Source organism: Stenotrophomonas sp. GW821-FHT01H02A, assembly GCF_059422145.1.
The window spans coordinates 173,700-198,241 of record NZ_JBWKWI010000001.1 but is presented as its reverse complement, the minus strand read 5'-3'; the positions used below and the strand labels follow the sequence as shown (position 1 = coordinate 198,241).

The 24,542-nt window shown below is 63.4% G+C and carries 21 protein-coding genes; 6 read left to right on the top strand and 15 right to left on the bottom strand.

Features of this window, described 5'->3' with window-relative positions; genetic code table 11:
- Window positions 1–10: 10 nt before the first annotated feature.
- The 4 genes from rfbD to rfbB are packed head-to-tail and all read right to left on the bottom strand — an operon-like array spanning window position 11 to window position 3,435.
- Window positions 11–910, bottom strand: a complete 900-nt coding sequence (rfbD, locus tag AC07WC_RS00925) for a dTDP-4-dehydrorhamnose reductase (protein WP_495208394.1) — start codon at window positions 908–910, stop codon at window positions 11–13.
- A complete protein-coding gene (gene rfbC / locus AC07WC_RS00920) occupies window positions 907–1,464 on the bottom strand; it encodes a dTDP-4-dehydrorhamnose 3,5-epimerase (protein WP_495208393.1) in 558 nt (185 codons plus the stop codon). Before rfbC ends, rfbD begins: the two co-directional genes overlap by 4 nt.
- On the bottom strand, window positions 1,461–2,348 hold the full coding sequence (rfbA, locus tag AC07WC_RS00915; RefSeq protein ID WP_495208392.1) for a glucose-1-phosphate thymidylyltransferase RfbA: 888 nt from the start codon (window positions 2,346–2,348) through the stop codon (window positions 1,461–1,463). Before rfbA ends, rfbC begins: the two co-directional genes overlap by 4 nt.
- Window positions 2,349–2,379: 31 nt before the next feature.
- Entirely contained in the window at window positions 2,380–3,435 is a 1,056-nt protein-coding gene (gene rfbB / locus AC07WC_RS00910; protein ID WP_495208391.1) for a dTDP-glucose 4,6-dehydratase, read from the bottom strand.
- Between the two features lie 306 nt (window positions 3,436–3,741).
- On the opposite strand from rfbB, the gene AC07WC_RS00905 reads away from it, so the two are divergent.
- The 3 genes from AC07WC_RS00905 (at window position 3,742) to AC07WC_RS00895 (ending at window position 7,137) form a co-directional block, all read left to right on the top strand.
- Complete coding sequence (locus AC07WC_RS00905; protein ID WP_495208390.1) at window positions 3,742–5,328, top strand: hypothetical protein; 1,587 nt, start codon at window positions 3,742–3,744, stop codon at window positions 5,326–5,328.
- Window positions 5,329–5,452: 124 nt separating this feature from the next.
- A complete protein-coding gene (locus tag AC07WC_RS00900) occupies window positions 5,453–6,199 on the top strand; it encodes an electron transfer flavoprotein subunit beta/FixA family protein (RefSeq protein WP_495208389.1) in 747 nt (248 codons plus the stop codon).
- Complete coding sequence (locus AC07WC_RS00895) at window positions 6,199–7,137, top strand: electron transfer flavoprotein subunit alpha/FixB family protein (RefSeq protein WP_495208388.1); 939 nt, start codon at window positions 6,199–6,201, stop codon at window positions 7,135–7,137. The genes AC07WC_RS00900 and AC07WC_RS00895 overlap by 1 nt, the downstream gene beginning before the upstream one ends.
- Window positions 7,138–7,196: 59 nt before the next feature.
- On the opposite strand, the gene AC07WC_RS00890 is transcribed toward AC07WC_RS00895, so the two are convergent.
- Complete coding sequence (locus AC07WC_RS00890) at window positions 7,197–8,705, bottom strand: glucosyltransferase domain-containing protein (RefSeq protein WP_495208387.1); 1,509 nt, start codon at window positions 8,703–8,705, stop codon at window positions 7,197–7,199.
- A 284-nt stretch (window positions 8,706–8,989) separates the two neighbouring features.
- On the opposite strand from AC07WC_RS00890, the gene AC07WC_RS00885 reads away from it, so the two are divergent.
- Window positions 8,990–9,694 carry a class I SAM-dependent methyltransferase gene (locus AC07WC_RS00885; protein ID WP_495208386.1) on the top strand — a complete coding sequence of 235 codons (705 nt, stop codon included), beginning with the start codon at window positions 8,990–8,992 and terminating at the stop codon, window positions 9,692–9,694.
- A gap of 33 nt (window positions 9,695–9,727) precedes the next feature.
- Here AC07WC_RS00885 and AC07WC_RS00880 read toward each other — a convergent pair whose 3' ends face one another.
- Window positions 9,728–11,239, bottom strand: coding sequence for a glucosyltransferase domain-containing protein (locus AC07WC_RS00880; RefSeq protein ID WP_495208385.1), 1,512 nt, complete (start codon window positions 11,237–11,239; stop codon window positions 9,728–9,730).
- 7 nt (window positions 11,240–11,246) lie between these two features.
- Window positions 11,247–12,638, bottom strand: coding sequence for a hypothetical protein (locus AC07WC_RS00875; RefSeq protein ID WP_495208384.1), 1,392 nt, complete (start codon window positions 12,636–12,638; stop codon window positions 11,247–11,249).
- 145 nt (window positions 12,639–12,783) lie between these two features.
- On the opposite strand from AC07WC_RS00875, the gene AC07WC_RS00870 reads away from it, so the two are divergent.
- On the top strand, window positions 12,784–13,758 hold the full coding sequence (locus AC07WC_RS00870; RefSeq protein ID WP_495208383.1) for a glycosyltransferase family 2 protein: 975 nt from the start codon (window positions 12,784–12,786) through the stop codon (window positions 13,756–13,758).
- Entirely contained in the window at window positions 13,755–14,159 is a 405-nt protein-coding gene (locus AC07WC_RS00865) for a GtrA family protein (RefSeq protein WP_495208382.1), read from the top strand. Before AC07WC_RS00870 ends, AC07WC_RS00865 begins: the two co-directional genes overlap by 4 nt.
- Window positions 14,160–14,192: 33 nt before the next feature.
- On the opposite strand, the gene galE is transcribed toward AC07WC_RS00865, so the two are convergent.
- Genes galE through AC07WC_RS00825 form a run of 8 tightly spaced genes read right to left on the bottom strand, consistent with a single transcriptional unit; the run spans window position 14,193 to window position 24,536 of the window.
- Window positions 14,193–15,215 (bottom strand): UDP-glucose 4-epimerase GalE, encoded by a 1,023-nt coding sequence (gene galE / locus AC07WC_RS00860; protein WP_495208381.1) that lies wholly within the window; start codon window positions 15,213–15,215, stop codon window positions 14,193–14,195.
- A 19-nt stretch (window positions 15,216–15,234) separates the two neighbouring features.
- The gene (locus AC07WC_RS00855; protein WP_495208380.1) at window positions 15,235–16,677 is read right to left on the bottom strand and encodes a glycosyltransferase; all 1,443 of its coding nucleotides are present in this window, start codon (window positions 16,675–16,677) and stop codon (window positions 15,235–15,237) included.
- Window positions 16,670–17,536, bottom strand: a complete 867-nt coding sequence (locus AC07WC_RS00850) for a glycosyltransferase family A protein (RefSeq protein ID WP_495208379.1) — start codon at window positions 17,534–17,536, stop codon at window positions 16,670–16,672. Before AC07WC_RS00850 ends, AC07WC_RS00855 begins: the two co-directional genes overlap by 8 nt.
- 42 nt (window positions 17,537–17,578) lie before the next feature.
- Window positions 17,579–18,289 (bottom strand): NAD-dependent epimerase/dehydratase family protein, encoded by a 711-nt coding sequence (locus AC07WC_RS00845; RefSeq protein ID WP_495208378.1) that lies wholly within the window; start codon window positions 18,287–18,289, stop codon window positions 17,579–17,581.
- Window positions 18,286–19,731 carry a glycosyltransferase family 4 protein gene (locus AC07WC_RS00840; protein WP_495208377.1) on the bottom strand — a complete coding sequence of 482 codons (1,446 nt, stop codon included), beginning with the start codon at window positions 19,729–19,731 and terminating at the stop codon, window positions 18,286–18,288. The genes AC07WC_RS00845 and AC07WC_RS00840 overlap by 4 nt, the downstream gene beginning before the upstream one ends.
- Complete coding sequence (locus AC07WC_RS00835) at window positions 19,728–20,456, bottom strand: glycosyltransferase (RefSeq protein ID WP_495208376.1); 729 nt, start codon at window positions 20,454–20,456, stop codon at window positions 19,728–19,730. Before AC07WC_RS00835 ends, AC07WC_RS00840 begins: the two co-directional genes overlap by 4 nt.
- Window positions 20,456–22,732 (bottom strand): hypothetical protein, encoded by a 2,277-nt coding sequence (locus tag AC07WC_RS00830; protein WP_495208375.1) that lies wholly within the window; start codon window positions 22,730–22,732, stop codon window positions 20,456–20,458. The genes AC07WC_RS00835 and AC07WC_RS00830 overlap by 1 nt, the downstream gene beginning before the upstream one ends.
- Before the next feature lie 7 nt (window positions 22,733–22,739).
- Window positions 22,740–24,536 carry a class I SAM-dependent methyltransferase gene (locus AC07WC_RS00825; protein ID WP_495208374.1) on the bottom strand — a complete coding sequence of 599 codons (1,797 nt, stop codon included), beginning with the start codon at window positions 24,534–24,536 and terminating at the stop codon, window positions 22,740–22,742.
- Window positions 24,537–24,542 lie beyond the last annotated feature (6 nt).

The following is a 24,542-nucleotide window of genomic DNA, read 5'->3' as shown; positions in this document are numbered from 1 at the left end:
CCGGGTTTTTTCATGCGGATCGATACTCCGCGATGACCTGCGCCAGGCCGTCCTGCCAGCGTGGCAGCACGACACCGAAGTCCCGCTCCAGCTTCGACACGTCCAGGTGCGAATAGGCGGGGCGGCTGGCCGGCGTCGGGTACTCGGCGGTGGTGATCGCCTCGACCCGCGGTGCGCGCGGCAGTACGCCTGCCGCCACGGCTTCGGCGAAGATCGCCTCGGCAAAGCCGTGCCAGCTGGTTTCACCCTTGGCGGTCAGGTGCCAGGTGCCCGACACCTCTCCGCCATGCCGCAGCACCTGCGCGGTCACATCGGCAATCAATGCGGCCGGCGTCGGTGTCCCAACCTGGTCGGCCACCACGCGCAGCACGTCGCGCTCCGCGCCGACCCGCAGCATGGTGCGCAGGAAGTTGGTGCTGTGCGAGGCGTACACCCAGGCCGTGCGGAAGATCAGGTGACGTCCACCGGCGGCACGGATGGCATCTTCACCGGCGAGCTTGCTGGCGCCATAGACGCCCAGCGGTGCCGTCCCATCATCCTCGCGATAAGGGCGCGTGCCCTGCCCGTCGAACACATAGTCGGTGGAGTAGTGCACCAGCGGCACGCCGGCCCGCGCGCACCCGCGTGCCAGCTCGCCCGGCGCCTCTGCATTGGCACGGAACGCCGCTTCGCGGTCGTCCTCGGCACGGTCGACCGCGGTGTACGCGGCCGCGTTGACCACCATGGTCGGCTGCACGCGATCCAGCAGTGCAGCCAGGGATGCCGGCTGATCGAAATCGGCCACCTCGCACCTGCGGCCGTCGGGCAGCGCACCGCTGCGCGTGGTCGCCACGATCCTGCTCGATGGGGCCAGCGCACGCTGCAGTTCCTGGCCGAGCTGGCCATTGGCCCCCAGCAGCAGGATCGTCACGGCCGGTAGACCGGCAGACGGTCCTCGGGGATGTCCTTCAGGAACGGCGCGGCCTGATCCTTGGCCGAGAGCGTCGGGGCACTGACCGGCCAGTCCACGGCGATGTCGGCGTCGTTCCAGCGAATGCCTGCGTCGCTCTCCTTAACGTAGACGTCCGTGCACAGGTAGCTGAACAGTGCACGTTCGGACAGCACCGCGAAGCCATGCGCGAAGCCCTCCGGGATCCAGAACTGCCGCTTGTTCTCCGCGCTCAGCACGACCGCTTCCCAGCGTCCGAAGGTCGGCGAACCGCGACGGATATCGACGGCGACGTCGTAGACCTCGCCTTCCAGCACCGTGACCAGCTTGCCCTGCGGCCGCGGCCACTGGTAATGCAGGCCCCTCAGCACGCCCTTGGCCGAGGCGGACACATTGCTCTGCACGAATGCACCCGGCAGGCCATGCTCGGCAAAACGATCCGCATTCCAGGTTTCGAAAAAGAAACCGCGATCGTCGCCAAACACGGCCGGCTCGATCACCTTGCAGCCAGAGAGCGCGGTCTCGATCAGCTTCACGGCACCACGCCCCGCAATGCCAGCGAATGCAGGTATTGGCCGTAGCCGTTCTTGATCAACGGCGCCGCCAACGCTTCCAGCTGTTCGGCGCTGATCCAGCCCTGGCCAAAAGCGATTTCTTCCGGGCAGCAGACCTGCAGGCCCTGGCGGGTCTGGATGGTCTCGATGAAGTTGGAGGCTTCCAGCAGTGACTGGTGCGTACCGGTGTCCAGCCACGCATAGCCCCGGCCCAGCGCTTCCAGATGCAGGTTGCCCTCGCGCAGGTACCGCTGGTTGAGATCGGTGATCTCCAGTTCGCCACGCGGCGACGGCTTCAACTCGGCCGCGTAATCGCTGGCGTTGCCGTCGTAGAAGTACAGGCCGGTGACGGCGTAGTTGGAGCGCGGCTTCTCCGGCTTCTCGACCAGGTCGATGACCTTGCCGGCCTTGTCGAACTCGGCCACGCCGTAGCGCTCCGGATCATTGACCCAGTAACCGAAGACGGTGGCGCCGGTGGCGCGCTGGTCGGCGTTGCGCAGGATTTCACGCAGACCGTGCCCATGGAAGATGTTGTCGCCCAGCACCAGGCAGCTCGGCTTGCCGCCGATGAAGTCCTTGCCGATCAGGTAGGCCTGGGCCAGTCCATCCGGACTCGGCTGCGCGGCGTACTCGATGTTCATGCCCCACTGCGAGCCATCGCCCAGCAGGCTCTGGAACAGCGCCTGTTCGTGCGGCGTATTGATGATCAGTACGTCGCGGATCCCGGCCAGCATCAACACGCTGAGCGGGTAATAGATCATCGGCTTGTCGTATACCGGCAGCAGCTGCTTGCTGACGCCCTTGGTGATCGGATACAGGCGCGTGCCCGAACCACCCGCGAGGATGATGCCCTTGCGTTGAGTCATGCGGTTGTCCTCTGTCTGGTGGTCACCGCCCTCAGGCGGTGGTGCCGATGCGTTGCAGGCGGTAGCTGCCGTCGAGCACGCCGTTGACCCATTCCTGGTTGTCCAGGTACCAGTCCACGGTGAAGCCGATGCCCTGTTCGAAGGTGTACTTCGGCTCCCAGCCCAGCTGGTCCTTGAGCTTGGAGGCATCGATCGCATAACGGCGGTCGTGGCCCGGGCGGTCGGTCACGTAGGTGATCTGGCTGGCGCGCGGCTGGCCATCCGCACGCGGGCGGCGCGCATCGAGCAGCGCGCAGATGGCCTGCACCACGTCGATGTTCTGCTTCTCCGAATTGCCGCCCACGTTGTAGGTCTCGCCGACCTGGCCCTTTGTCAGCACCGTGCGGATCGCTTCGCAGTGGTCGCTCACGAACAGCCAGTCACGCACCTGCTTGCCATCGCCATAGACCGGCAGCGGTTCGCCGGCCAGGGCCTTGGCGATCACCAGCGGGATCAGCTTCTCGGGGAAGTGGTACGGGCCATAGTTGTTGGAGCAGTTGGTGGTCAGCACCGGCAACCCGTAGGTGTGGTGGAAGGCGCGCACCAGGTGGTCCGAGGCAGCCTTGGACGCCGAGTACGGCGAATTGGGCGCATACGGGGTGGTCTCGCTGAACTTGCCGGTCTCGCCGAGGGTGCCGTAGACCTCATCGGTGGACACGTGCAGGAAGCGGAACGCCTGGCCCTTGTCGGCCGGCAGTGCCTTCCAGTAATCGCGCACGGCTTCCAGCAGGGCCAGAGTGCCGACCACGTTGGTCTGGATGAACGCGCCGGGGCCATCGATGGAGCGGTCCACGTGGCTTTCGGCGGCGAAGTTCAGCACGGCGTCCGGCAGGTGTTCGGCCAGCAGGCGGGCGACCAGGGCCTGGTCACCGATGTCGCCCTCGACGAATACATGGGCCGGATTGCCCCCCAGGGAAGCAAGGGTTTTCAGGTTGCCCGCATAGGTCAGCGCATCGAGATTGATGACACGCACGCCCTTCGCGACGGCTTCGAGGACAAAGTTACCGCCAATGAATCCGGCACCGCCGGTGACAAGCCATGTGGGCACTACCCGTTCTCCTGTTCGATGTGCGTGCCGGGGGCGGCCTCCGCCCCGACTTCAGCGCAACAGGATACATGGGGTCCGTCTTCACGACTGCCCGCGCAGCGTGAATGAGGCCCGATTTTCTACGATTCCAGACAGCGCCAGCATTTCACAATACGCATGCGTATTGATACATTGACGCAGGCGGCAGCGTGCCGCCGTTGTCCACCGGGCCTTCGCCCCACGTACCGCGGGGCGCTCATTGATATGCTCCTCGACCTCCTGCGCCCTTCACGGTCGCAGATCGATTTTCCCGTCAGGAGAGATGGTTTGGACGCTTTGTCCCCTACACGCGCCCGTTACACCGCTGTCTGGTGGGCCTTGCTCATCGGCTTGCTGGTCACCGCAGCAGGAGTATTGGTTCCAAGGCTTGCTGGCTTGTCCGGCCTCCCCACCACCGACGAGGGATACTACGGTTACTTCGGCATGCGGATTGCCAGTTCATTGGCTGGCGGCCATGGCCTGCCTCCCGATGGCTATCTGATGCTCTATCCACTCATGACTGCATGGGTGTTCGAGCTTCCTGGAAATCCTTTCGTCCTGCTCAGGGCGATTGACCTGCTGGTGGCAATGACGGCAGGCCTGCTCTTCTTCGTGATGTTGCGGAGAGAATCACGGGACACGGGCTTCGCCGCACTCCTGTCACTCACATTCCTGCTGGCAATGAACGCGCTTGGATTCGTGCAGAACGGATTCAAGAACAGCATATTCCTTTCCTACATTCCATTGTTTCTCGCCGTGGTGCTGTCCCAGTCGGACCGTCCACTGGGCAGCCTTCGCTTTGTCGCCATCGGCGGCCTCGTTGCGTTGGGCGTCCTCATTCGCGAGCCTTTCGCCGCGTTTGCATTCCTTGCCGTGGCAGCTACCTGGATTCGCCATGGTCGACGGAACGCGATGCTGATGTGCATAGGCGGCAGTTCGATGGTCCTTGTCGTCTGCGTTCCCTTACTCATGCTTCGGGGAGATGTCCCAGCGCTCATTGCCGCCTACCTGGATGCCGGCACCATGTTCAGCGCTTTACAGGAACAGCGTGCGGAGCTGTTCTTGAATGCTGCAGCTCAATGGGCGAAAGCATCCGTTCTGCCCTTGGCGATCTCTGCTGCGGGGGCCATCGCCATCATTGTTTCGTCCACGCAGCGCGGACAGCAAACTGCCTGGATGAGGGCTTTGTTCTGGATTGCGGTGGCTGCGGTACCGCTTATTGAACCAATCATGAAAATTGGATTTCCGTATCACTTCGCCTCCTCGCTTCCTGGCCTGGCAGGCCTTTGCGCACTTGCATGGCGAGTCTGCGCACGTCCAAGCATCGTTTTGCCAGCAGTGGTCCTATTGGCCGGTGCACTGCTTGTTCTGAGTGGTCCGCAGTGGATCAAACAATTCAACGATATCCCTCGTGCGGCGTCAGATGCTTACTCAACTGCTACACACGGATGGCCGCCAGAGGCGCATGGCACGTCCAACTACATGATCGCTGCAAATGCCATCCAGCAAGCCGCTCCACAGGGGACTACGCTCAGCGTCAGCGGTTTCATGTTCCCCCTGTTTCCGCTCTCAGGCAAGGTACCCCCTTCGCCGCAGCTCAGCGACCTTACCTTGGCGCTGATCGCCATGCGCATGGATATCGAGCGGCTGCTAGAGGCTCTGGTAGAGTGCCCGCCTGCAGTCATCATGACGACGACCAGGACGGGGTGGCCAGGCGCGAAAGAGATCGAAGAAGTCGTCGAGGCAGCCGGAATCTTCGAGAAGGTCGCGACCGTTGAAGTCAATCCTTCGATTTCATACGGCACCTTTGGTGGAAACGTCTATGCAAGGGTCGGCTCCGCCCCCATAGGGTGCCATTCGCTGGACGCGAGGTGAGCAGCGACGCCACCATACGCATTAGCATGGTCGTCACTGGCCAGTTAGAATCGCGGTCCCACCCCGAACCGGTTGCTATTTATAGAACCGGACGTTTCCCCGTTATTGAAGGATCCAGCACCAGATGAAAATCCTCGTCGCGTACAAGCGCGTGGTGGACTACAACGTCCGCATTCAGGTCAAGCCGGACGGTTCCGGCGTGGCCACCGACGGCGTCAAGCTGTCCCCCAACCCGTTCGATGAAATCGCGCTGGAAGAAGCGCTGCGCCTGCGTGACAAGGGCATTGCCACTGAAGTCGTGGTCGCCACGATCGCACCGGCCGATGCCCAGGCCCACCTGCGCAACGGCCTGGCCATGGGCGCCAACCGCGCCATCCATGTCGTGACCGACCAGGCCATCCAGCCGCTCACCGCCGCGCGCACCCTGCTCAAGCTGGTCGAGAAGGAACAGCCGGACCTGGTGATCCTGGGCAAGCAGGCCATCGACGACGATGCCAACCAGACCGGCCAGATGCTGGCCACGCTGTGGGGGCGCCCGCAGGCGACCTTCGCCAGCAAGCTGGAGATCGCCGACGGCAAGGCCACGGTCACCCGTGAAGTCGACGCCGGCCTGGAAACGCTGGAAATCGACCTGCCGGCCGTGGTCACCACCGACCTGCGCCTGAACGAGCCGCGCTTCATCAAGCTGCCGGACATCATGAAGGCCAAGGCCAAGCCGCTGGAAACCCTGCAGCTGGCCGACCTCGGCGTGGACGCCGCCGATACCTTCAAGACCACCCAGTACGCGGCGCCGGTCAAGCGCAGCAAAGGCGTGATGGTCAAGGACGCGGCCGAACTGGTCGCTGCACTCAAGCAGAAGGGGTTGCTGTAATGACCAAGATCCTCGTTGTTGCTGAACACCACGACGGCAAGCTCAACGCCGCCACCGCCAAGACCGTCAGCGCAGCCGCTGCGATCAGCGGCGCCAGCATCGATGTGGTGGTGCTGGCCGCGGACCCGACCGCGGCCGCCGCTGAAGCGGCGCAGCTGGCGGGCGTCGCCAAGGTACTGACCGTCACCAACGCCGCCAACGCGCAGGCGCTGGCCCAAGTGCTGGCCCCGCAGATCGCGCAGCTGGCCGCCGGCTACACGCACGTATTCGGCCCCTCCACCACCTTCGGTAAGGACCTGATGCCGTGCGTGGCCGCCCTGTTAGGCGTCAACCAGGTCTCCGACCTGATGAGCGTCGAAGGCAGCCACAGCTTCAAGCGCCCGATCTATGCGGGCAATGCGATCATCACCGTGGACGTGCCGGCCGACCAGATCGTGGTCGCTACCGTGCGTGCGGCATCCTGGCCGGAGGCGGCCAAGGGCGGCAACACCACCGTGGAAGCGGCCAGCGTCGATGCGGCTCTGCCGACCCACACCCGCTTCGTCGGCTTGGCCGCCGGCGCCACCGACCGCCCGGACCTGCAGAGCGCCAAGCGCGTGGTCTCCGGCGGCCGTGGCGTGGGCTCAGAAGAGAACTTCAAGGTGATCTTCCAGCTGGCCGACAAGCTGGGCGCCGCCGTCGGTGCCTCACGCGCCGCCGTGGACGCCGGCTACGTGCCGAGTGACCTGCAGGTTGGCCAGACCGGCAAGATCATCTCGCCGGAGCTGTATGTGGCGGTGGGCATCAGCGGTGCGATCCAGCACCTGACCGGGATCAAGGACGCCGGCACGATCGTGGCGATCAACAAAGACCCGGATTCGCCGATCTTCGAGATCGCTGATATCGGGTTGGTGGGGGATCTGTTCACCTTGCTGCCGGAGCTGGAAGCGGCGCTGTAAGCCTTAAATGAAGAAGGTCCGACGGACTGACCGCCGGGCCTTTTTAGTTCTTCACCCAGCTACAGGCAGACCACCGCATCTCCATCCGCGGTCATCGCAGTGAATCCGGCGGTCGGCCAGAAGGGAATGGTGTCGCAGACCAGGGCATGAACCGGGGTCGGGTTGATGATGTCCACCGGCCGGCCGACCGTCATCTGCAGCAGGCCCTTTTGCGTACCATTGAATGCGAACGCCGTCATGTTCATGTCCATGTAAGAAGTGGGAAGCGGCAATGCGTGCGCCCACCGCATGTTGCGATTGACGATAGCAACATGCGTGCCATCCTTGTAGCCGGGAAGCATGTTCAACGACCGGAATATCTCGCCGGCGACATACCCGTCAATCCGGTTGAGCTTGATCTGGTCGTTGTATATCCGGAGTCCGACGGCCGTTGTTCCCAGCAACACCAAGGCGACGGGTATGGCTGGTACCCATCGCCAACGTGGAGGGCTGAGTACGAGCAGCCAATACACGCCCATCGCCCACGCGGCCACAATGCCGCCCAGCACACGCGGAACTGGCCACCAGGCGGCGGTGACACCGACGATGCCGATTGCTGCGAAGGGTATGAGCGCTGCAATCAGCAGACAGACCCATGATGTACGGGAATGCCGCATAAGCCGCCAGCCGATGAACGCCACCCAGCCCAGTAGCGAACAAACCCAGAGAAGCATGCCCGCAGCAGGTGCCCCGCTCACGATCAAGGGCGATTTCCACAGCCATGCAGACAGCAGCCTCATCTCTTCCAGACGCAGGGACATCGCCTCCAAAGGCAGCAGCTGACTGCGACTCTGGACCGGGATACCCGATCCCGCGACGACCAACTTGCCGATCAGCAGATAGACCGCCACACCGGCCAGCACCGTCAAAGCAGGAACGCACAGTGGACGCAGACGGTCGACAAGGGAGCTCCCCGACGCATCCCCGCGCAACAGAAGCTGGGCGGCACCGAACAGGAGCATCAAGCCCACGTAGTTCAGCAGCATCTGATACAGCGACAACGCGACGACGAGTAGAACCGCACCCAGCCAAAAACGTCCAGGGTGGCGCGCAACCAGATAGACCGACAGGATTCCCAGCGCGGTGGACAGGTGCGCGGTGAACGAGGCTTCAGGAAATGTGAGCATTTCCGCCGAAAAGGGATGAAGGGTGATGATCAGGCTCGCGAGAACCACGCCGCTGCGCGGCACGGGGGTACGCGTGTCGAATGCCATGAAGAACAACGGTACCGCAGCAGCGAAGCAGGCCAACCCGGGGCCTTGAAGAAGAGTGCCAAGCGCCCGCGTATCGATGCCGATCGATTCAGTACCAACAAGAAACAGATACTGCCCGAATCGCCCCAGCTGCAGGAAGTTGCCTGCGTTGGGCGACCCGAGTACTGCCAGATAGGAATCGATGGAAAATCCAGGCTGGATGAGGAATGGCAATCGCGCGAACAGCGTCACGATCGCGACCACCATGCATACTTGCAGAACGTATGTAGTGGATTCTGCAGATTTTTCGGATGTCCAACGGAATGTGTTGTGCATGGCCACCTTTCTATAATGTAAGAGTATTGCGACACCACCCGCCCTCAAACGGGCCAGATGCGACTATTAGTATTTTCCGCGTCCATCTCTTGCCCCAATGATGCAGGCATCAATCCGAGGGCGGCAATGGGTTGCCCCGCAGCGCTTTCCAGGCCTACCGCCCTGATACAGAACTCATACACCATCCACTTTGCCCCTATTCAGGACCGTAAGCGCAGCCATGGCCTGCTTGATCTGTTGTAGGGTCAGCGATCATTCCAAGGTGCCGAGAAGTGAAGATGTCCATGAACGATAAGAATGTCCGGCCCGAGTTTGATCGCTATGCCGCCCGTTACCGCGACCTGCACAACGCCAGCATTACTGCCAGCGGGGAGGAATCGGAGTACTTCGCCCAGTACAAAGCTGACGTGGCGATGCGGGAGCTGGGGTCTGCAGCCCTTACCACGATCAAGGTGCTGGATTTCGGCACCGGGATCGGCGGTTCGATAGCACCGCTGCGGCGGGCGCTACCAAACGCCGAGCTGCACGGTGCCGACATCTCATCAGAAAGCGTTGCCCTGGCGGAAAGCCACCACGGAAATCATGCTTCCTTTGCGGTCATCTCCAATAATTTATTGCCCTACCCGGATGCCAGCTTCAACCTGGTGTTCGTTGCCTGTGTCTATCACCACATTCCCGTGGAACAGCGTGAGCATTGGACTGCGGAAATCCGGCGCGTGCTCAAGCCCGGCGGACACCTGCTGGTGTTCGAACACAACATGCTGAACCCTTTGACGAGAAAGGTAGTCCGCGACTGCGAATTCGATAAGGACGCCATCCTGCTCCCCCGTCGTGAACTGCTGAGCCTGGTAAGCCAACAGCCCTTCCATGCGGTCAAGGCACAGTACATCGTGTTCTTTCCAAAAATGCTGTCTTTCCTCCGGCCTGCTGAAAGCTCATTGGGATGGCTGCCATTGGGGGCGCAGTACTACGTGCACGCCCGGGCCTGAAGGCCAGCCAAGGCGGTGCCTCGGCCGGACTACCTACAAGCAGACTCTTGCCCTGCCGTCTCGTAGTGTGGCAAACCCCTGCTCCGGCCAAGCGGGTGCATTTCCGCAGAACCGGACGTCTTCTTCACTGGGCAGAACAACCTGGAGCCTGCGTCCATTAGACAGTTCCAGCAGCCCCTTGAGCGCCACCTTATCGGCGAACGCGGTCAGATTCAGATCCATATAGGCCGTCGCCAAACGCAGAGGATGTGCCCACTTCAGCCGGGTATTCACTATCACGGTCGGAGTTTCATCGGTATAGCCGTCGAGTTGGGTCAGGCCCGTGTAGACGCGCTGCGCCAACGCCCGATCGTAGATATTCAGCTGCTTCTGGTCGCTGTGAACCCGATGGCCAACGGCTGCCATGCTCAGCAACAGCACACCGCCTGACACACCGACCAGAATGCGGCCCGTCCGACCCGGAGCCAGCCATGCAAGCCAGTAAATGCCCATTGCCCATACCACCACCACGCCGCCCAGAATGCGGGGGACCGGCCACCAGACCGCACCCACCGCCACCACCCCGATGCCAGCAAGCGGCACCAAGGCCATCACCGCCAGCGGCAGCAACGCATTGACACCACCGCGTCGAACCGCCGCCAGCCCGAGGCCTACCCAACCGCCCATGGCCAGCACCCAAAGCAATGCCTTGGCAGCAACGCCATAGTCCACCAGCAGTGGGCGCGACCAGAGGAAGCCTGTAAGCGTCTTAAGATCATTCATCCTGGCACCTACCCCATCCAAGGGCAGGAAAGCCGCCCGCCCCACCTGTTGGATACCCAGGGTCGCCAGGATGGTCTTCTGCAGTGCCAAATAAATTACGAGCGACAACCCAAGCACCGCAATGGCCAGAAACACGCGCCGATACGGTGCCAGCGTCCAGCGCGTGTCCTTGTCGGTTCGAAGGTAGATTTGGACGCTACCGAACAGGATCATCAGGCAGGCATAGTTCACCAGCAACTGATAAATGGAGAGCGCCGCGACAAGCAGCGTGGACGACAACCACCAGCGGTCTGGGTGCCGGGCAACCAGAAAAATCGCCACAACCCCTAGGGCTGCAGCCACAGATGCAGTAAACGACGCCTCGGCGAAGGTCAACATTTCGGCCGCGTACGGATGCAGCGTGACAACCAGGGCCCCCAGGCACAGCGGCAACAGGCGGGTCTGGTTGTGCGCAGAGAAAGCGGCGAACATCAGCGGCGCGGATAGTCCGAACAGCGCTATACCCAGACCCTGCAGCAGCGTACCAAAGGTACGCGGGTCGACCGCCAGTTCCTCGAAGAGACGGAATACCAAATACAGACCGAACCGCCCTTGGCCCGCAAACTGCTCCCAAGTCGGCCATCCGTCCAGATAGGCATAGGAGTCCGTCGACATACCTGGGGTAACGATGAAAGGCAGTCGTGCCAGCACGGTCACCACCGCGACCATCACGCAGGCCACCAGCAGCCGGTAACGACCGTCAGAACTGATCTGCCTACCCACTCTCTCCATCGCTCCGTGCATGGGGTACTCAGTAGCCATTGTCACGCTTCGATGAAAGAACCCACACAAGGTGCCGCTCGACGATCAGCCATTCCGGATTCTCGGCGCGCCCTGTCAACACAGCCTCGATCTGATCGCACACATCCGGCGCGCAAGGCCGGGTGTACACGCCGAACTCCTTGTACAGGTGGTTGCGCAGCGCACGATTGCCATGCAGCCACGCCAACGCGCTGTTGGCATGGACGTCGCCGAACATGATCACGTCGTCGTACTTGCCGGCATTGGCAGCCTGGACCCGGGTCAATGCGTTGCCCAGCGAACTCATGGCAGGAACGACGGTACGGGTGTTGGAAAACGCCGCCTGCCAACCACTGATGCCCACGAAGGCGATCGGCAGTGCCAACACCAGGCCGAACAGGATCGTGCGGCGCTCGTGCACAAGGAAGATCACCGGCAGGCACAGCAGCAGCCACAGCCACAGCGTGGAACGCAGCGGCAGCCCGACGCCGGAGAGGATCGACAGTGAGGCATCCATGGCCATCAGCATGGCCCCGTAGGCCAGTGCCACCACGCAGTGGCGCGCACGAACGCCGTAGCGGATGCACACCGCAAAAGCGACCGCGCCGGCCAGGAGCGCCGGCCAGATCGCCTTCAACAGGCCGAAGTACGCCAGGTAACGGGTGATGTTCCCGGCCAGCGAACCGCCCTGCAACAGCGGCGTGGCTTCCCGCCAGGCCGCGGGCTTGATGCCGAAGTGACCATGGAAGACATAGTTCAACGAGAACACCAGCACCACCGCGGCGACGAAGGCCAGTACGTAGACCGCCGCCCCCAGGGCCACACTGCGCCGGGTGCCTGCGCAGGCGGCGCCATACATCAGCAGGAACAACGGCCCGAAGGAGGGATAGAAGAGGAAGCCGGCCACGACCGATAGCGCCATGACCAGGCGTCGGCGTCCATCGTCATGGACCCGCAGCAAGGCCACGCAACCGAGCAGCGTCACCAGCACGCCGGTCACCTGGGTGACCGGCCACTTGGCGGTATCGGCGGTCATCGGCGCCAGGAAGAACAGCAGGGCGGCGAAGATGCCCGCCTGCGGCGACAGCACCCGGACCATGACCAGGCACAGCGACGAGAACAGCACCAGATACAGACCGAACGCGGAATAGCCGTTGAGGTGGTGGCTCACCTGGGACCAGACGAAGTTGCCCCAGCGGCCTTCGGAACCGGCTTTGCTGAACGGCGTCTCGAAGCCCTGGTCGAAGCCCTTCAACAACCAGTCGTAATCGTCATGCGCGATGTAGGGTGCGGTCAGCTGGCCCAGTCCATACATGCCCAGCAGGATCAACAACGCATACAGCGCATGGTTCTGGTCCCAGCGCGCGAACGCCCTTTCGCAGTAGCCCCTCAGCGAATTCAATTCACACCTCTTGTCCGCACTTGCGGTTGTTGACGCGGATCGCCCGGCAATTCGACGGGCCATGGCCGAAACCCCATTGGCCGCCTGCCGTGCATGGGGCTTATACTACTCTAGTAAGCGAAATATCCTCCAGACTGGACCGGCAATGGCGACCCAAGCACTAACTGACGACTCGACTGGCCAGATCGACCTGTCCATCGTCGTGCCGGCCTACCGCAGCGAGAAGACCCTGGCGGCGCTCGTCGCGGCCATCGACGCTGAGATTGGCGCGCGTTACTCGCTGGAGCTGATCCTGGTCAACGACCGCAGTCCGGACGGCTCCTGGAGGGTAGCCAGCGAATTGGCCCGCACCCATTCCTGGGTCCGGGCACTGAATCTGCGCAAAAACGTCGGCCAACACATGGCTATTTTCGCCGGCCTGCGCGAATGCCGCGGTCGGATCATCGTGACCATGGATGACGACCTCCAGCATGCGCCGTCGGATATTCCGACTTTGGTGGAAGCTTTGGACGCCGACCACGACGTCTGCTACGGCGCCTTCCAGACACGCAAGCACGCTGCCTGGAAGGTCCTTGGCAGCCGGTTCAACGACCGGGTCGCCACTTGGCTGCTACAGAAGCCCAAGGGCCTGTATCTGTCGCCGTTCAAGGCGATGAAGCGCGGCGTGCGCAACGAAGTGGTGACATTCCGCGGCCCGGCCATCTATCTGGACGGTCTGATCCTTTCAGCCACTTCACGCATCACCACACGCATGGTTGGGCATCACGCCCGCGAGGACGGCACTTCGGGCTACAGCCTGAAGAAGTCGATCTCCCTGTGGCTGAAGATGGCCACCAGCTTTTCGGTGGCTCCACTGCGCATGGCCTCGCTGACCGGAATAGCGATTTCTGCCGCCGGCTTTGTGTATGCCGCATTCATCGTCATCCAGAAGCTCCTCGATCCCGGCGTTGCCGTCGGCTGGTCATCGCTCATCGTAGCGATCCTGATCATGGGCGGGGTGCAACTGCTCGCACTGGGAGCCATTGGCGAGTACGTGGGCCGCATTCTGCTCAACTTCACCACCCCGACCCAGTACTCCGTCGCCGAACGGGTGAAAAAGGCACCGGACACCACAAAATGAGGGGGAGTGAAGCACGGCAGCTTGCCGGCCGACTGATCCGGTTCGGTACGGTAGGCGGCATTAGCACGGTGTTGTTCTCGATGCTGACCTGGTGGCTGGTAAGCCGTTCGAACATGCATCCGGTGCTGGCCACCGTGGCTGCTTACCTGCTGCTATTAGCTCCCAACTTTGTCGCCCACAAGTACTTTACTTTCGGCTCCAGGGGCGAGACGGCGCGTCAATCCGGCAAGTTTCTTGTGGTGCACGGGCTAAACATCGGCCTCTCCGCAGGAAGCATGGCAGTGATCTCGAAGCTATCGCTGGACTATCGGCTGGGCATCCTGTTTTCGGCCATTGCAGTGCCAGTCATCGTGTTCATCGTGATGAACTTCTGGGTGTTCCGGATCGCGCCAAAGCACTGAGCTTCCGGCCGCGGTTGCCGCGACCGGAGATCTTCAGCCTGTCGCTGCGCTGATGGCCTGCTGCCAGCGCCATGCATCCTCGCAGATGTCCTGAAGCGACTTTTCCGCGCGCCAACCGAGGATATCATTGGCCAACGACGGGTCGGCCCAGCATTCGCCGATGTCGCCTGCCCGGCGCCCCTGTAGCTGGTAGGGAATGGGTCGCCCCACCGCCGAGGAGAACGCTTCGATCAGCTCCAAGACCGAATAACCCCGCCCCGTCCCGAGGTTGAGGGTGAGGGTGAGCTCTCGATCGTCACTGGCAGCCAATGCATCAAGCGCGGCGACGTGGGCTTTGGCCAGATCGACAACGTGGATGTAGTCACGTACTCCTGTGCCATCCGGCGTTGCGTAGTCGTCGCCGAACACACGAATGTAGTCGCGCTGCCCAGCGGCGGTCTGAGTGATGTAAGGAGCCAGGTTGTTAGGCACGCCACGCGGCAGTTCGCCGATCAATCCACTGGGATGAGCACCCACCGGATTGAAGTAGCGCAGGATGGCCGCAGCCAGCGATGCGCCCGGGGCTGCCACGCAGTCGCGGATAAGCCACTCGCCCACCAGTTTTGTGCTCCCGTAAGGATTGCCCGGCCCCACGGGGGCCGTTTCGGCGACCGGGCACAACTCGGGCTGACCATACACCGTCGCCGAAGAACTAAACACCAGATTGCAACAGCCGACCTGCTGCATCACCTCAAGCAGGGTCGCGGTGCCCCCCACGTTGACGTCGTAGTAGGCTGCCGGAACTTGCGTGCTCTCCGACACGGACTTCAAGGCAGCGAAATGGATAACCGCATCTGGCTGGAAGCGCTGTGCGGCAGCCAGCAATGCGCGCCTGTCACGGATATCCAGCTCGTCTATCGACAGCGATCGACCGCTGATTCGCTCGATCCGCTGGACCATCCAGCGTTCGCTGTTGCAGAAATTTTCAACGACGTGCACGTCATGGCCCGCCGCGATGAGCTCCACCACCGTATGCGATCCGACAAAGCCTGCGCCGCCGGTAACCAGAACCTTCACTGTGCAATCTCCTTAGGCATCATGCGCCGTGCACCTCGGCACCCACAGTGATGGCATCCTTGGGCGCGAGATAACCATCGAGGCGCTCAAGATGCGAACTAAAACTCGACCACTGACGATCGCGCGAAAGTGATTCAAGCTGCCGCTTCACCAAGGCTTCGCGGGCGTCAGCCGAGGACCGCAACTGCTGCAGCCGCTGGACGAATGCCTCCACATCTTCGGCATCCGCTATCAGGTCCTGCACAGGCAGGAAGTCGACAATGCCCCCTACAGCCGGTGCGCAGATCGGCAACCGTGCTGCCGCGACATCGAACAGGATGGTGGGAGTTCCCTCCCAAGCCGTGGTGTGCAGGTACGCGAAGTGTTCGGGCGAGGCCACAAGCTCCAGTCGTTGGAAGTCTCCGTGGAGCGTCACATTGCGCAGTTCCTTGAGCTGCGCAATGTCCTCGCCGGCTACGCCTGACATTACCTGGGATCCATATACATCGAAATGTACGTCCGGCATACGCGCCGCGATCGCGGCCAGCAGGTCCGGGCGTTTTTGGCGATCCAGCCTGCCTGCCCACAACACGCGGCTGGCATCGACGGCGGACAGTGAATTGACTGACTGTTCCAGCACTTGCCCGTCATACGGAAACGGGATGACGGTGAACACCGACGCAGGCACGCCGAGGTCATGAGACCAGATCTTCGGATAGCGTGAATTGTCGCAGATCACTGCGGTAAGGTAGGGGTAGCAGTAGCGCAGATAGTCGCGCGCGTACCCGACCGGATTCATCCGCTGGTCGTAATCGTCGCAGAATATTGATGCGTACAACCGCGAATGCTGAGAGAGCGCAAGTCCGTGGCGCAAGATCACTTCCCAGCCGACGCGTGAATTGACCAGATGCACCAACGGTGCACGCAACTGGACCAGCACGCGCACCATCACCCCGACCTGTTGGTTGAAATCTAGCGCGGCGGCATGGCGGCCGAATTCTACGTGCGCAGCCTGGGCGGGCAGGCGAGACGCCCACGGTGAAGTGGCATTCTCAGTGGACAAGACGAGGATGCGCGCCGCTGGGTCACGCTCTGCAATGGCGCGTGCGTGATAAAGGATGCCCCGGTCGGCACCGCCCTGCTTCAGCCAAGGAATGAGCAGCACGTGGGTGAACGGCAATGCCCCCACCTCCGCTGACAATACCTCGTACACCTCACCCGGGCGGGTATCCATCGGTACCCCGTAGTAGGCATATCGCTTCAGATCGGTACCGGGGGGGATAAGTTCTGGCTCCAGCGCCGCCAGCTTGAGCATCTCTTCCTGCAACCAGACCGGCATGGCAGCGGATGACCCGCCATGTGCCATGGAATCAGGACTGGCGTCCGGACCAAACAGCAGGGCGTACAGGTGCCGCACCCAATGAGCGACACGGCGGGTATATCGGTTTCGTACCCAACGATTATGCGTCAGTCGATCAAGCACGGCCCGGCTCCTGGTCGCGGGTATAACCCAGCGCGAACAGCGAGGTTCGCGGAATGACCGTCTTCATCGCGTGGCTGGCCTCGTTGAGTGAGCCGTGCCACTTGCGCCGATAAAAGTAGGCAGATCCCCACGCAAGCTGGTGAACCACGCCGCGGGCGATGGTCTCGCAGTTCCAGTACCAGTCTTCGTAACCAAAGCCGGTCTGACGCGGATAGCAGGCCACGTAGGGAATCGTTTCGTACAACTCGCGGGAGGAAAACGCTGCACTGATCCAGGGATTGACCGTCAGCAGTGCGCGCTCGTCGTAGTAGCCGCCTGCCTGGTCGACCTGCCAGTTGTAAGCGCTGTACATGCCGAAGCTGAGCACCATCTCGGGATGCAGCACAAACCGGCCGCTCAGCCGTGCAGCTTCTTCGAGGTGTTTCAGAAAATAGCCTGTCGAGATCAGATCATCGCCATCGAGGGTACAGATGTAATCTGCGCGACTGGCGGCGACGCCGGCATTGCGTGCCAATGCGAGGTCACCCACCTGAATTTCGATGACACATTCACTTCCATCGAGATCCGGGTGCCCCACAACGAATGCACGGGTCTGCACGTCGGCAGAATCCAGGACCAGCACAAGCTGAACCTCGACTCCCGCCTTCCGCGCGACCGCCCGGGAAAGCGCGTACGACCGGAGTGAGGTATGCGCGAGAATTCCTTCACCGTGAAACGTCACGATGGCACTCAATGCCGGCGCGGTCATGCACAACTCCCGCAGCCCGATCGCATACTGATCGCATTCATTGCGCATCACCAATTCTGAATAAGTTAGGGTCGCATCCGTGACGAGGAGTCCCAGATGGCCGTTGATCATACCTGCGTACGGGTCGACTGCGCGTCGACGGCACCGGTTACATCAAGATGCCGCTTTCCCGGCATGTCCGCCATAATATTTCCGAAGCAGCGCATTAAGGTATCCATCGCCCAGATGGACCCCCGATGCCTTTGCCGCGCGCTCGCAATCCTCGGTGTCGATCGGGAACGACACACCCTGATCGAGTATCCGGAAAGTGCCCTGGCGCTCCAGCACCCGCTCCATCGCGTGGACGATATCCAGCATGTTGGTCGAGTGGATGTCGGCCAACGACATCAGCCGGGGGAAGTTGGTCGCATGGCGCAGGACGTGCGTCCCCAGGATGGCGACGTCCTGGATGTCGATCAGGTTGCGCTCGGCGCGTGCCCATACGTCGAACGGCTCACCGGATTCAATCCGGGTACGAAGAAAGTTGGTCAGCGTATGCGGGTTCCCCCCCTCCCCAACCACCTGCGGCAGGCGGAACACTCGTCCGCGTGGATCAGCGAGAATCTTTGCTTCCATCCGCGCCTTGTGCTGCAGATACAGGGTCTGGCGTTCGGCTGGATTGCCGACCGCGCAACTACCGAAATAGGCAATGTGCTGTGCGGCCGGGCAGGCGAGCACTTCGTCGAGCAACGCCTCTTCCCGCTGGAAGACCGCAGACTCGGTTTCGGCGGAATTTGACACTCCAGCGGCCACCAGCACAGTTGCTTGATCGTGCAGCCAGTCCTGTGCAAAGGCCGTTGCGACCAGTCCCCGTCCGATAATCACTTCACGCTTCCCTGTTGACTGATATTGAGGAACATCGGTGTAGCTTCGGGCAGGTAACCTTCGACGCCGCGCAGGGTGTGAATGAAATCGCTCCAGGCGCGCCCGGTCGCCAGCGCGGCATATTGCTGACGACGCCGTGACCGACGCAGCTCCGGCTCCGCGATCAGTTGCTGGAGCCGCAGCACGAATGCCTCTGCATCGTCCGGATCCTCGACGAGCCATGCCCGTTCGATCATATCGACGATACCGCCCACGGCCGGTGCCACGATGGGCAGCCCTGCGGCGGCCGCATCCAGAAGGATCGTAGGGAGGCCTTCCCAGGAAGTCGTGAACAGATAACCTACATGCGAAGGTGTGACGATGTCTTCAAAGCGCGCGAATGGCCCATGCAGGGTCACGTTGGGCAACGCATGCAGTGCGCGCATCGCCGGATGCTCGGGGCCGATAACGGATATGCCATGAACATCGAAGCCCACGGTCGGCATTGCCCGAGCGACCGCAAGGAGCATGTCGGGGCGTTTCTGGCGATCGAACCGGCCGGCCCACAACACACGCGGAGCGCCCCGTGTCCCGAACGCACCCTCCTTCTCGATCACGGCCCGATCATACGGAAAACGCAGGACGGTGAACGCTTTGCGGGGCACACCCAGTTCCATCGCCCACCTCTCCGGATAGACCGTGTTATCGCAGAAGATCGCGGTCAGGTGGGTGTAGCAGCTGCGAAGGTAGCTGCGCGCATACCCGGTCGGGACCATATTAGCGTCATGATCGTCGCAGAACAGCGACGCGAACAGCCGCGAATGCTGGCTCAGCGCGAGGCCGAACGTCCTGAAGGACTCCCATGCCACGCGGGAGTTGATGGTGTGGATTACCGCCGGCTGCATCTGGATAAGCAGCCGAGTCAGCAGCTTGACCTTTCCTTCCATTGCCATGTCGCCGACGATGCGACCGAACGGGACCACCTTCACTCCCGAGGGAACGCGATCGATCCAAGCAGATTCCGTGGCGTCACTGAGGAGCACAAGAATCTTCCCAGCAGACAGCGTCTCCGTCCAGGCTTGAAGGTGATACAGCGCGCCGCGATCGGCACCGCCGTGTATCAACCAGGGCAGGATCAGAACGTGGCTGTAATCGTCGCCCCCCACCTCCGCCAGGATTCGGCGATACAGTTCGCCGGGCTTGGTCACCATCGGAATACCGTAGTGCCGATAATGATCGGTGTCGCCGCCGCTACCGAGCAGCCCATGCTCGATGCTAGCCAACGCGATCATTTCATCGCGCAGCCACGCCGGAAGGTCAGGCCGTCCGTGGGCGGTAACCTTCGCCAACCGGTCAAGGCGCCGCGCAATCCATGCGAGAATGCGCCCGAGCTCTGCGCGCGGATGGGTGATCAGTTGACGGAAACTGACCCGGCGTACCAGCCCGGAGATCCTGCGGATCATGAACGCCTCCAGCGACCGAAAAGATCGCTCGGCGGAATCACCGCCTGCAGGGCGCTGCTGTCCATGTTCATCGAACCTGAGGCTTTGCGGCGATAGAAGTACGCGGTCCCAGGCACGACCGCGTGCTCGAAGCCGGCGGCCAAGGACTGGCAGTTCCAGTGCCAATCCTCGAAGCCGAACCCGGTCTGGCGGGGACGACAAGCGACGTACGGCATCGCCAGAAACACGTCGCGCGGAGCGAAGACCGCACTCACCCAGGGATTTCCGGAAATCATCATGTCCGGGGAAAAGGGCATGGTGTTCGGATCCAGCTGGTGAGTGAAGCAGTGGTCCACCCCGAAGTTGACGATCACTTCTGCATGCAGGATGAGCGGTTCCGCCGCACTCCGCGCGAATTCAACGTGCCGCTGCAGGTAATCCCGGCTGATCAGGTCATCACCGTCGAGCGTGCACACATACATGCCCGTGCCCAGGCCGACGCCCACGTTGCGGGCAAGGCCGCAATCGCCGACCGCGGTCTCGATGATCACCTCGTCGCCGCGCAGGTCAGGATGGCCCCGCACTATCTGGATGGTTTCCGCGTCGGCGTTGTCCAGCACCAGGATCATCTGCACCTCGATATCGGCCTGGCGGGCCAGGTCCCGGGAAAGCAGATAGCTCTTCAAGGCGGCATGCGCGAGTATCCCTTCGCGATGGAAGGTGATGATCACGGTCAGGTCGGACATCATCGCGACCGTTTCCCGCCGAGCAGGGACATGAGCGTCCGCACCAGCATCCGCATCTGGCGCTTGAGCGGCACATGGTCGAATGACTCTGCCAGCCGCGACATCTCCTCGGCAATCGACTCTGCTGGGAGTTTCGATTGCGGAACGGTACCCAATACGGCCCGGGTGGCAGCACTCAGATCCTGCGCGGCACCGAGCAACTGCTGGTGATGGGAGGCGAGCTCGGCATAGTCGGACCGAGCGGTGCCCAGCTGCCGCTGCATATCCTCCTTTTCCCGCACAGCATGCAGGTGCGCGAGCCGGAACGCGGTGCGGACGCCAGCGCTGTCGGTCGCCAGCTCACGGTTGCTGTCGGTCAACGCGTCGATGACCTGGGTACGGCGTTCCAGTTCTGCCGTCAGCTGGTGGTACTGCCCATCCAGCCAATTCTTCGCACCCTGCAACTGGTCCTGCCATGCCTGCCGCTGCACCAGCGCGGCGCGCGCCTCCGCCAGCTGCTGCTGCCATGATTGATTGGCCCACTGCCAGGTCAGTCCTGGGCGCATCGGCACTTCGGCGGTCAGGCGCAGTGCCGATGCCAGGCGGCCAGCCTCGTCCAGGACCGCCGCGAACTCAGGCAGGGAAAAGGTCTCCGGCGCATCCGCATGGCCGGCCACTTCCAGCCAGTCGGACTGCTCGGACAGCCTGCGTGCTTCATCCAACCCGCGCAACCAGGCGTGGCGCGCGCCGACGATGTCGCCGCTGGCGAATCGGATCCAGCCCAGCCGCACGGCGGCCGTGGTGGTCTTGGTCCCGAGCAGCGGGCTGAAGGCCAGCACATCAAAGCCCAGCACCTTTTCGTACAGGCTGGCCGCCGTAGCGAGGTTACCAGCGGTATGGTGGTACGTAGCCGCCGCATACGTCAGCGAGACCTGCCAGCGCAGCACCGTGGGATTGCCCGCGGGCTGCGCGATGTAGTCGGCGAGCAGGGACAGCAGGTGGTCCTGGCGATCGCTTGCCATCGCCACGGCGTCGTACATCAGCACGCACAGGGCCGCCCCGTGGTCGGCCGACTCCTGCGGGGAGGCCTCCAAAATGCGGAAGGCAAGCTGCCGGCGCGCCAGTGCGGATTCCAGGCGCAGGCCCATCGCGACGATCAGGCGCACGACGCTGGCATCCAAGTAGTCGCGCTGGAAGGCCACGATGTTCGGTGCGGACAGCTCCGGGTCACGCAGCACTCCGGCGCCGTTCACTTTGACCGCCATCAGCACGAGGGTGTCGGCCAGCGCGGAGGCGCCCGCATCGATGGCCAGGCGGCCGGACGGGTCGCACTCGATTTCGATGAACTGACCAAGCCCGCCGTGGCGATCGGTCCGCTGCCACCAGGCGCGATCCAGCACAAACTGCCGCTGCTCCAGCTCGGCCAGCAGCCGCGCTTCCACGGCAATGCCGCCGGCTTCGATCGGCAGAATCATCACCAGCCGCCCGCTGCGCACGAGTGCCGCATCGGCGTGCTCGATCAGCCCGACCGGATCGGTACTGCTGTCGCCCAGCACGGTGACGTACACGTCCACGTTGCGGCGAGCCTGCTGCCAGGCGTCCGGTGCAAGCCACGCCATGCCATCCGTAGGCGGCGCGGGTGCAGGGCCAGCGGACAGCACCCCCAGCCAGCTGCAGCGCGATTGCTCGTAGGGAATCCTCCAGAGCCCATCGGCGTCCGCATGCGTAGCAAGCACCGCGTCACCGGGACGGATCAGGGCTGCTGCCAGGCCATGGCAGCCGGCAAGGCGGCCCTGATTGGCAAGCTGCAGGGCGACGCCGTGACGCGCCAGCGCGAGGACAGCGAGCCCATCCGGCGCGCCAGCCATCACGAACGCGGCGCTGTGCCGTTGCCAGCCATCGGTCAGTGCCCGATCGTGCCATCCGGCCGTCATGTCCTCCCGGCCCGTCGGAGAGGCAAGCAGCATCGCCGACGCTGCGGATGCGGTGCCCTCCGCCGTGGCACCCGGCCAGGACGTCCAGGCCACCAGCAGATCCACGGGGGTCGACGCCGCCTGCCAGGCGTCCCATGTCGGATACAGCGCGATGTTCTGCGGCAGCCACGCCTCCGGCGACGGCGACACACACGCCACGTCGCAGCCCGCCGCCAACAGGGGCGCCACCAGCGGCATCAGCTCGGGGGCGGCAAGCAGCACCCGCCCGGGACCTGCCGCGCGCAGGCAATACGCCGCGAGCGGCCCGGCCAGGGCGGGATCGAGCGGCTCGACCGGTGCAACGGGTGGCGCCACGGTGCTCATCCCACCCTCATCCCGGCGGATTGCCGGCAGACGCTTTCGCGGCGTCAGTGAGGCGCTTCAGCTCCGCGGTCAGGCCGTGGTACTGGCCATCCAGCCAACGACGGGCCTGCTCGAGTTCGGCGACGTACTTCTCCAGTTCCGCGATCTGCTGCAGGTGCTCATGGTATTTGGCGTCCAGCCAGTCCTTTGCCTCGATGAGCTGGCGCACGTCACGCGCGCCCATATTGATGTGCTCGGCGCCGTCGACGGGACCGGCCGTGATGGCGCGGTCGTCCACATCGCCCCCCGCCGCCAGCATCGGGCAGAACAACGCCCCCAGGACCACCGGATGGTCCAGCCACTGCCGTAGCACTGCGCCCGGGCGACCTGCGGTACCCGCCGCCCCCTGCGCCGCGGCAAGCCCCAACAGGCTGCTGGCCTGGGCGTCGGTCGCCGGATCGGCCAACGCGTGGCGCGCGTGCACCTGGACGCCGCGCCAATGCGCATCGGCGATCTCCGCACGGCCGTCGGCCGCGGCCAGGACCGCCGCCATTGCCTGTGCACGCGCGCGGCGCAGCGGCGTACCCGCGGCCTGTTCACCCTCCAACAGCGCCACGGCATCATCGCGCCGCCCGTCGAGGAGCAACGCGCGCACGGCGGCCAGCGGATCGTCGTCCACCGCCAGCGTGGCCGTGCGTTTGCGCGCCAGGACCAGCAGCCATTCGCCATCGCAGGCAGGGCCGGCCACCGGATCGATCTCGAGCATCGAACGGGCCGACAGCGAGCGCTTCTGGCCACCGCCGGCATCCTGCAGCCACGCCTTTTCGATCTCGAAACCGTTGCGGGTGAACTGTGCGACTAAACGCTCCCAGTCATAGACGTGGAAGTGGAAGGGGTTCGGATCCTCCCCGGTTTCATCGGACCAGTCATTGGGCACGCTGGCATACACACGGCCGGCCGGTGACAGCACGCGATGCAGTTCCGCCAGCAGGCGGTCGGGTTCGGGAAGGTGCTCAAGCGTCTCGACCGATACCGCGAAATCCGCCGACCCATCGGCCATGCCGGCAAGGTCCTGCGCGTCGCCGACGGCGAACCGCATCGGGGTCGGCGAGACCGCGGCGAAGTTCACCGTGGCGTACTCGATGGCGAACTCACTGGCGTCCACCCCCGTGAACGAGCTCGCCTGACTGTCATGGGCCAGCTGATAGGAGCCGTAGCCCAGGCCGCAGGCCACGTCGATCACCCGATCGCCCGGGCGGATGAACTGCGCCGCCTGCGCATAGCGGGTCATGTGTGCATCCGAACGACGCCCGGGCTCACGTGTCATGTCCGTGTGCAGATCGCGTTCTTCGACCAGCGCCTGCAGCGGATACACCGCGACCGCCGCGGGCGGCACGCGCTCGAAGGCAAGCATGACCAGCCCCGCAACGCGATCCAGCTCGCCATAGGGCGCCACGCGCTCGTTCAGTGGGTGCTTGCGCCATTCGGCCTGGATGACAGCCGCCTCCCAGAAGGCACGACTGCCCGCGTGTGCGGCCGCTCCGGATACGACCAGGCAGACCGGCCCGCCGAGGTTGGCAAACAGCGCCTGCAGACGAGCCACAGCGTCGTCCAGCACGTCGGCCTGGGTCAGGACGATGATGCCGGTGGCCGCGTCCGTGCCGGTCGCTTCGGTCTGGATGGACAGACCGTGACTACGCAGTGCGGCCAACAGCCCGGGGGCGCTGTCGCCGACCATGGCCACCGGACCGGCCGGCAGCCAGGCCAACAGGCGTTGCGCTGCCACACGGAGGGTGGCGGGAGAGAGTCCGTGTTCAACAGCCATCTGAGT

Coding starts and splice junctions, on each gene's coding strand:
- rfbA (WP_495208392.1), bottom strand. CDS start 2,348: ATGACTCAACGCAAGGGCATCATCCTCGCGGGTGGTTCGGGCACGCGC.
- AC07WC_RS00900 (WP_495208389.1), top strand. CDS start 5,453: ATGAAAATCCTCGTCGCGTACAAGCGCGTGGTGGACTACAACGTCCGC.
- AC07WC_RS00895 (WP_495208388.1), top strand. CDS start 6,199: ATGACCAAGATCCTCGTTGTTGCTGAACACCACGACGGCAAGCTCAAC.
- AC07WC_RS00890 (WP_495208387.1), bottom strand. CDS start 8,705: ATGCACAACACATTCCGTTGGACATCCGAAAAATCTGCAGAATCCACT.
- AC07WC_RS00885 (WP_495208386.1), top strand. CDS start 8,990: ATGAACGATAAGAATGTCCGGCCCGAGTTTGATCGCTATGCCGCCCGT.
- AC07WC_RS00880 (WP_495208385.1), bottom strand. CDS start 11,239: ATGCACGGAGCGATGGAGAGAGTGGGTAGGCAGATCAGTTCTGACGGT.
- AC07WC_RS00870 (WP_495208383.1), top strand. CDS start 12,784: ATGGCGACCCAAGCACTAACTGACGACTCGACTGGCCAGATCGACCTG.
- AC07WC_RS00865 (WP_495208382.1), top strand. CDS start 13,755: ATGAGGGGGAGTGAAGCACGGCAGCTTGCCGGCCGACTGATCCGGTTC.
- AC07WC_RS00850 (WP_495208379.1), bottom strand. CDS start 17,536: ATGATCAACGGCCATCTGGGACTCCTCGTCACGGATGCGACCCTAACT.
- AC07WC_RS00840 (WP_495208377.1), bottom strand. CDS start 19,731: ATGATCCGCAGGATCTCCGGGCTGGTACGCCGGGTCAGTTTCCGTCAA.
- AC07WC_RS00835 (WP_495208376.1), bottom strand. CDS start 20,456: ATGTCCGACCTGACCGTGATCATCACCTTCCATCGCGAAGGGATACTC.
- AC07WC_RS00830 (WP_495208375.1), bottom strand. CDS start 22,732: ATGAGCACCGTGGCGCCACCCGTTGCACCGGTCGAGCCGCTCGATCCC.
- AC07WC_RS00825 (WP_495208374.1), bottom strand. CDS start 24,536: ATGGCTGTTGAACACGGACTCTCTCCCGCCACCCTCCGTGTGGCAGCG.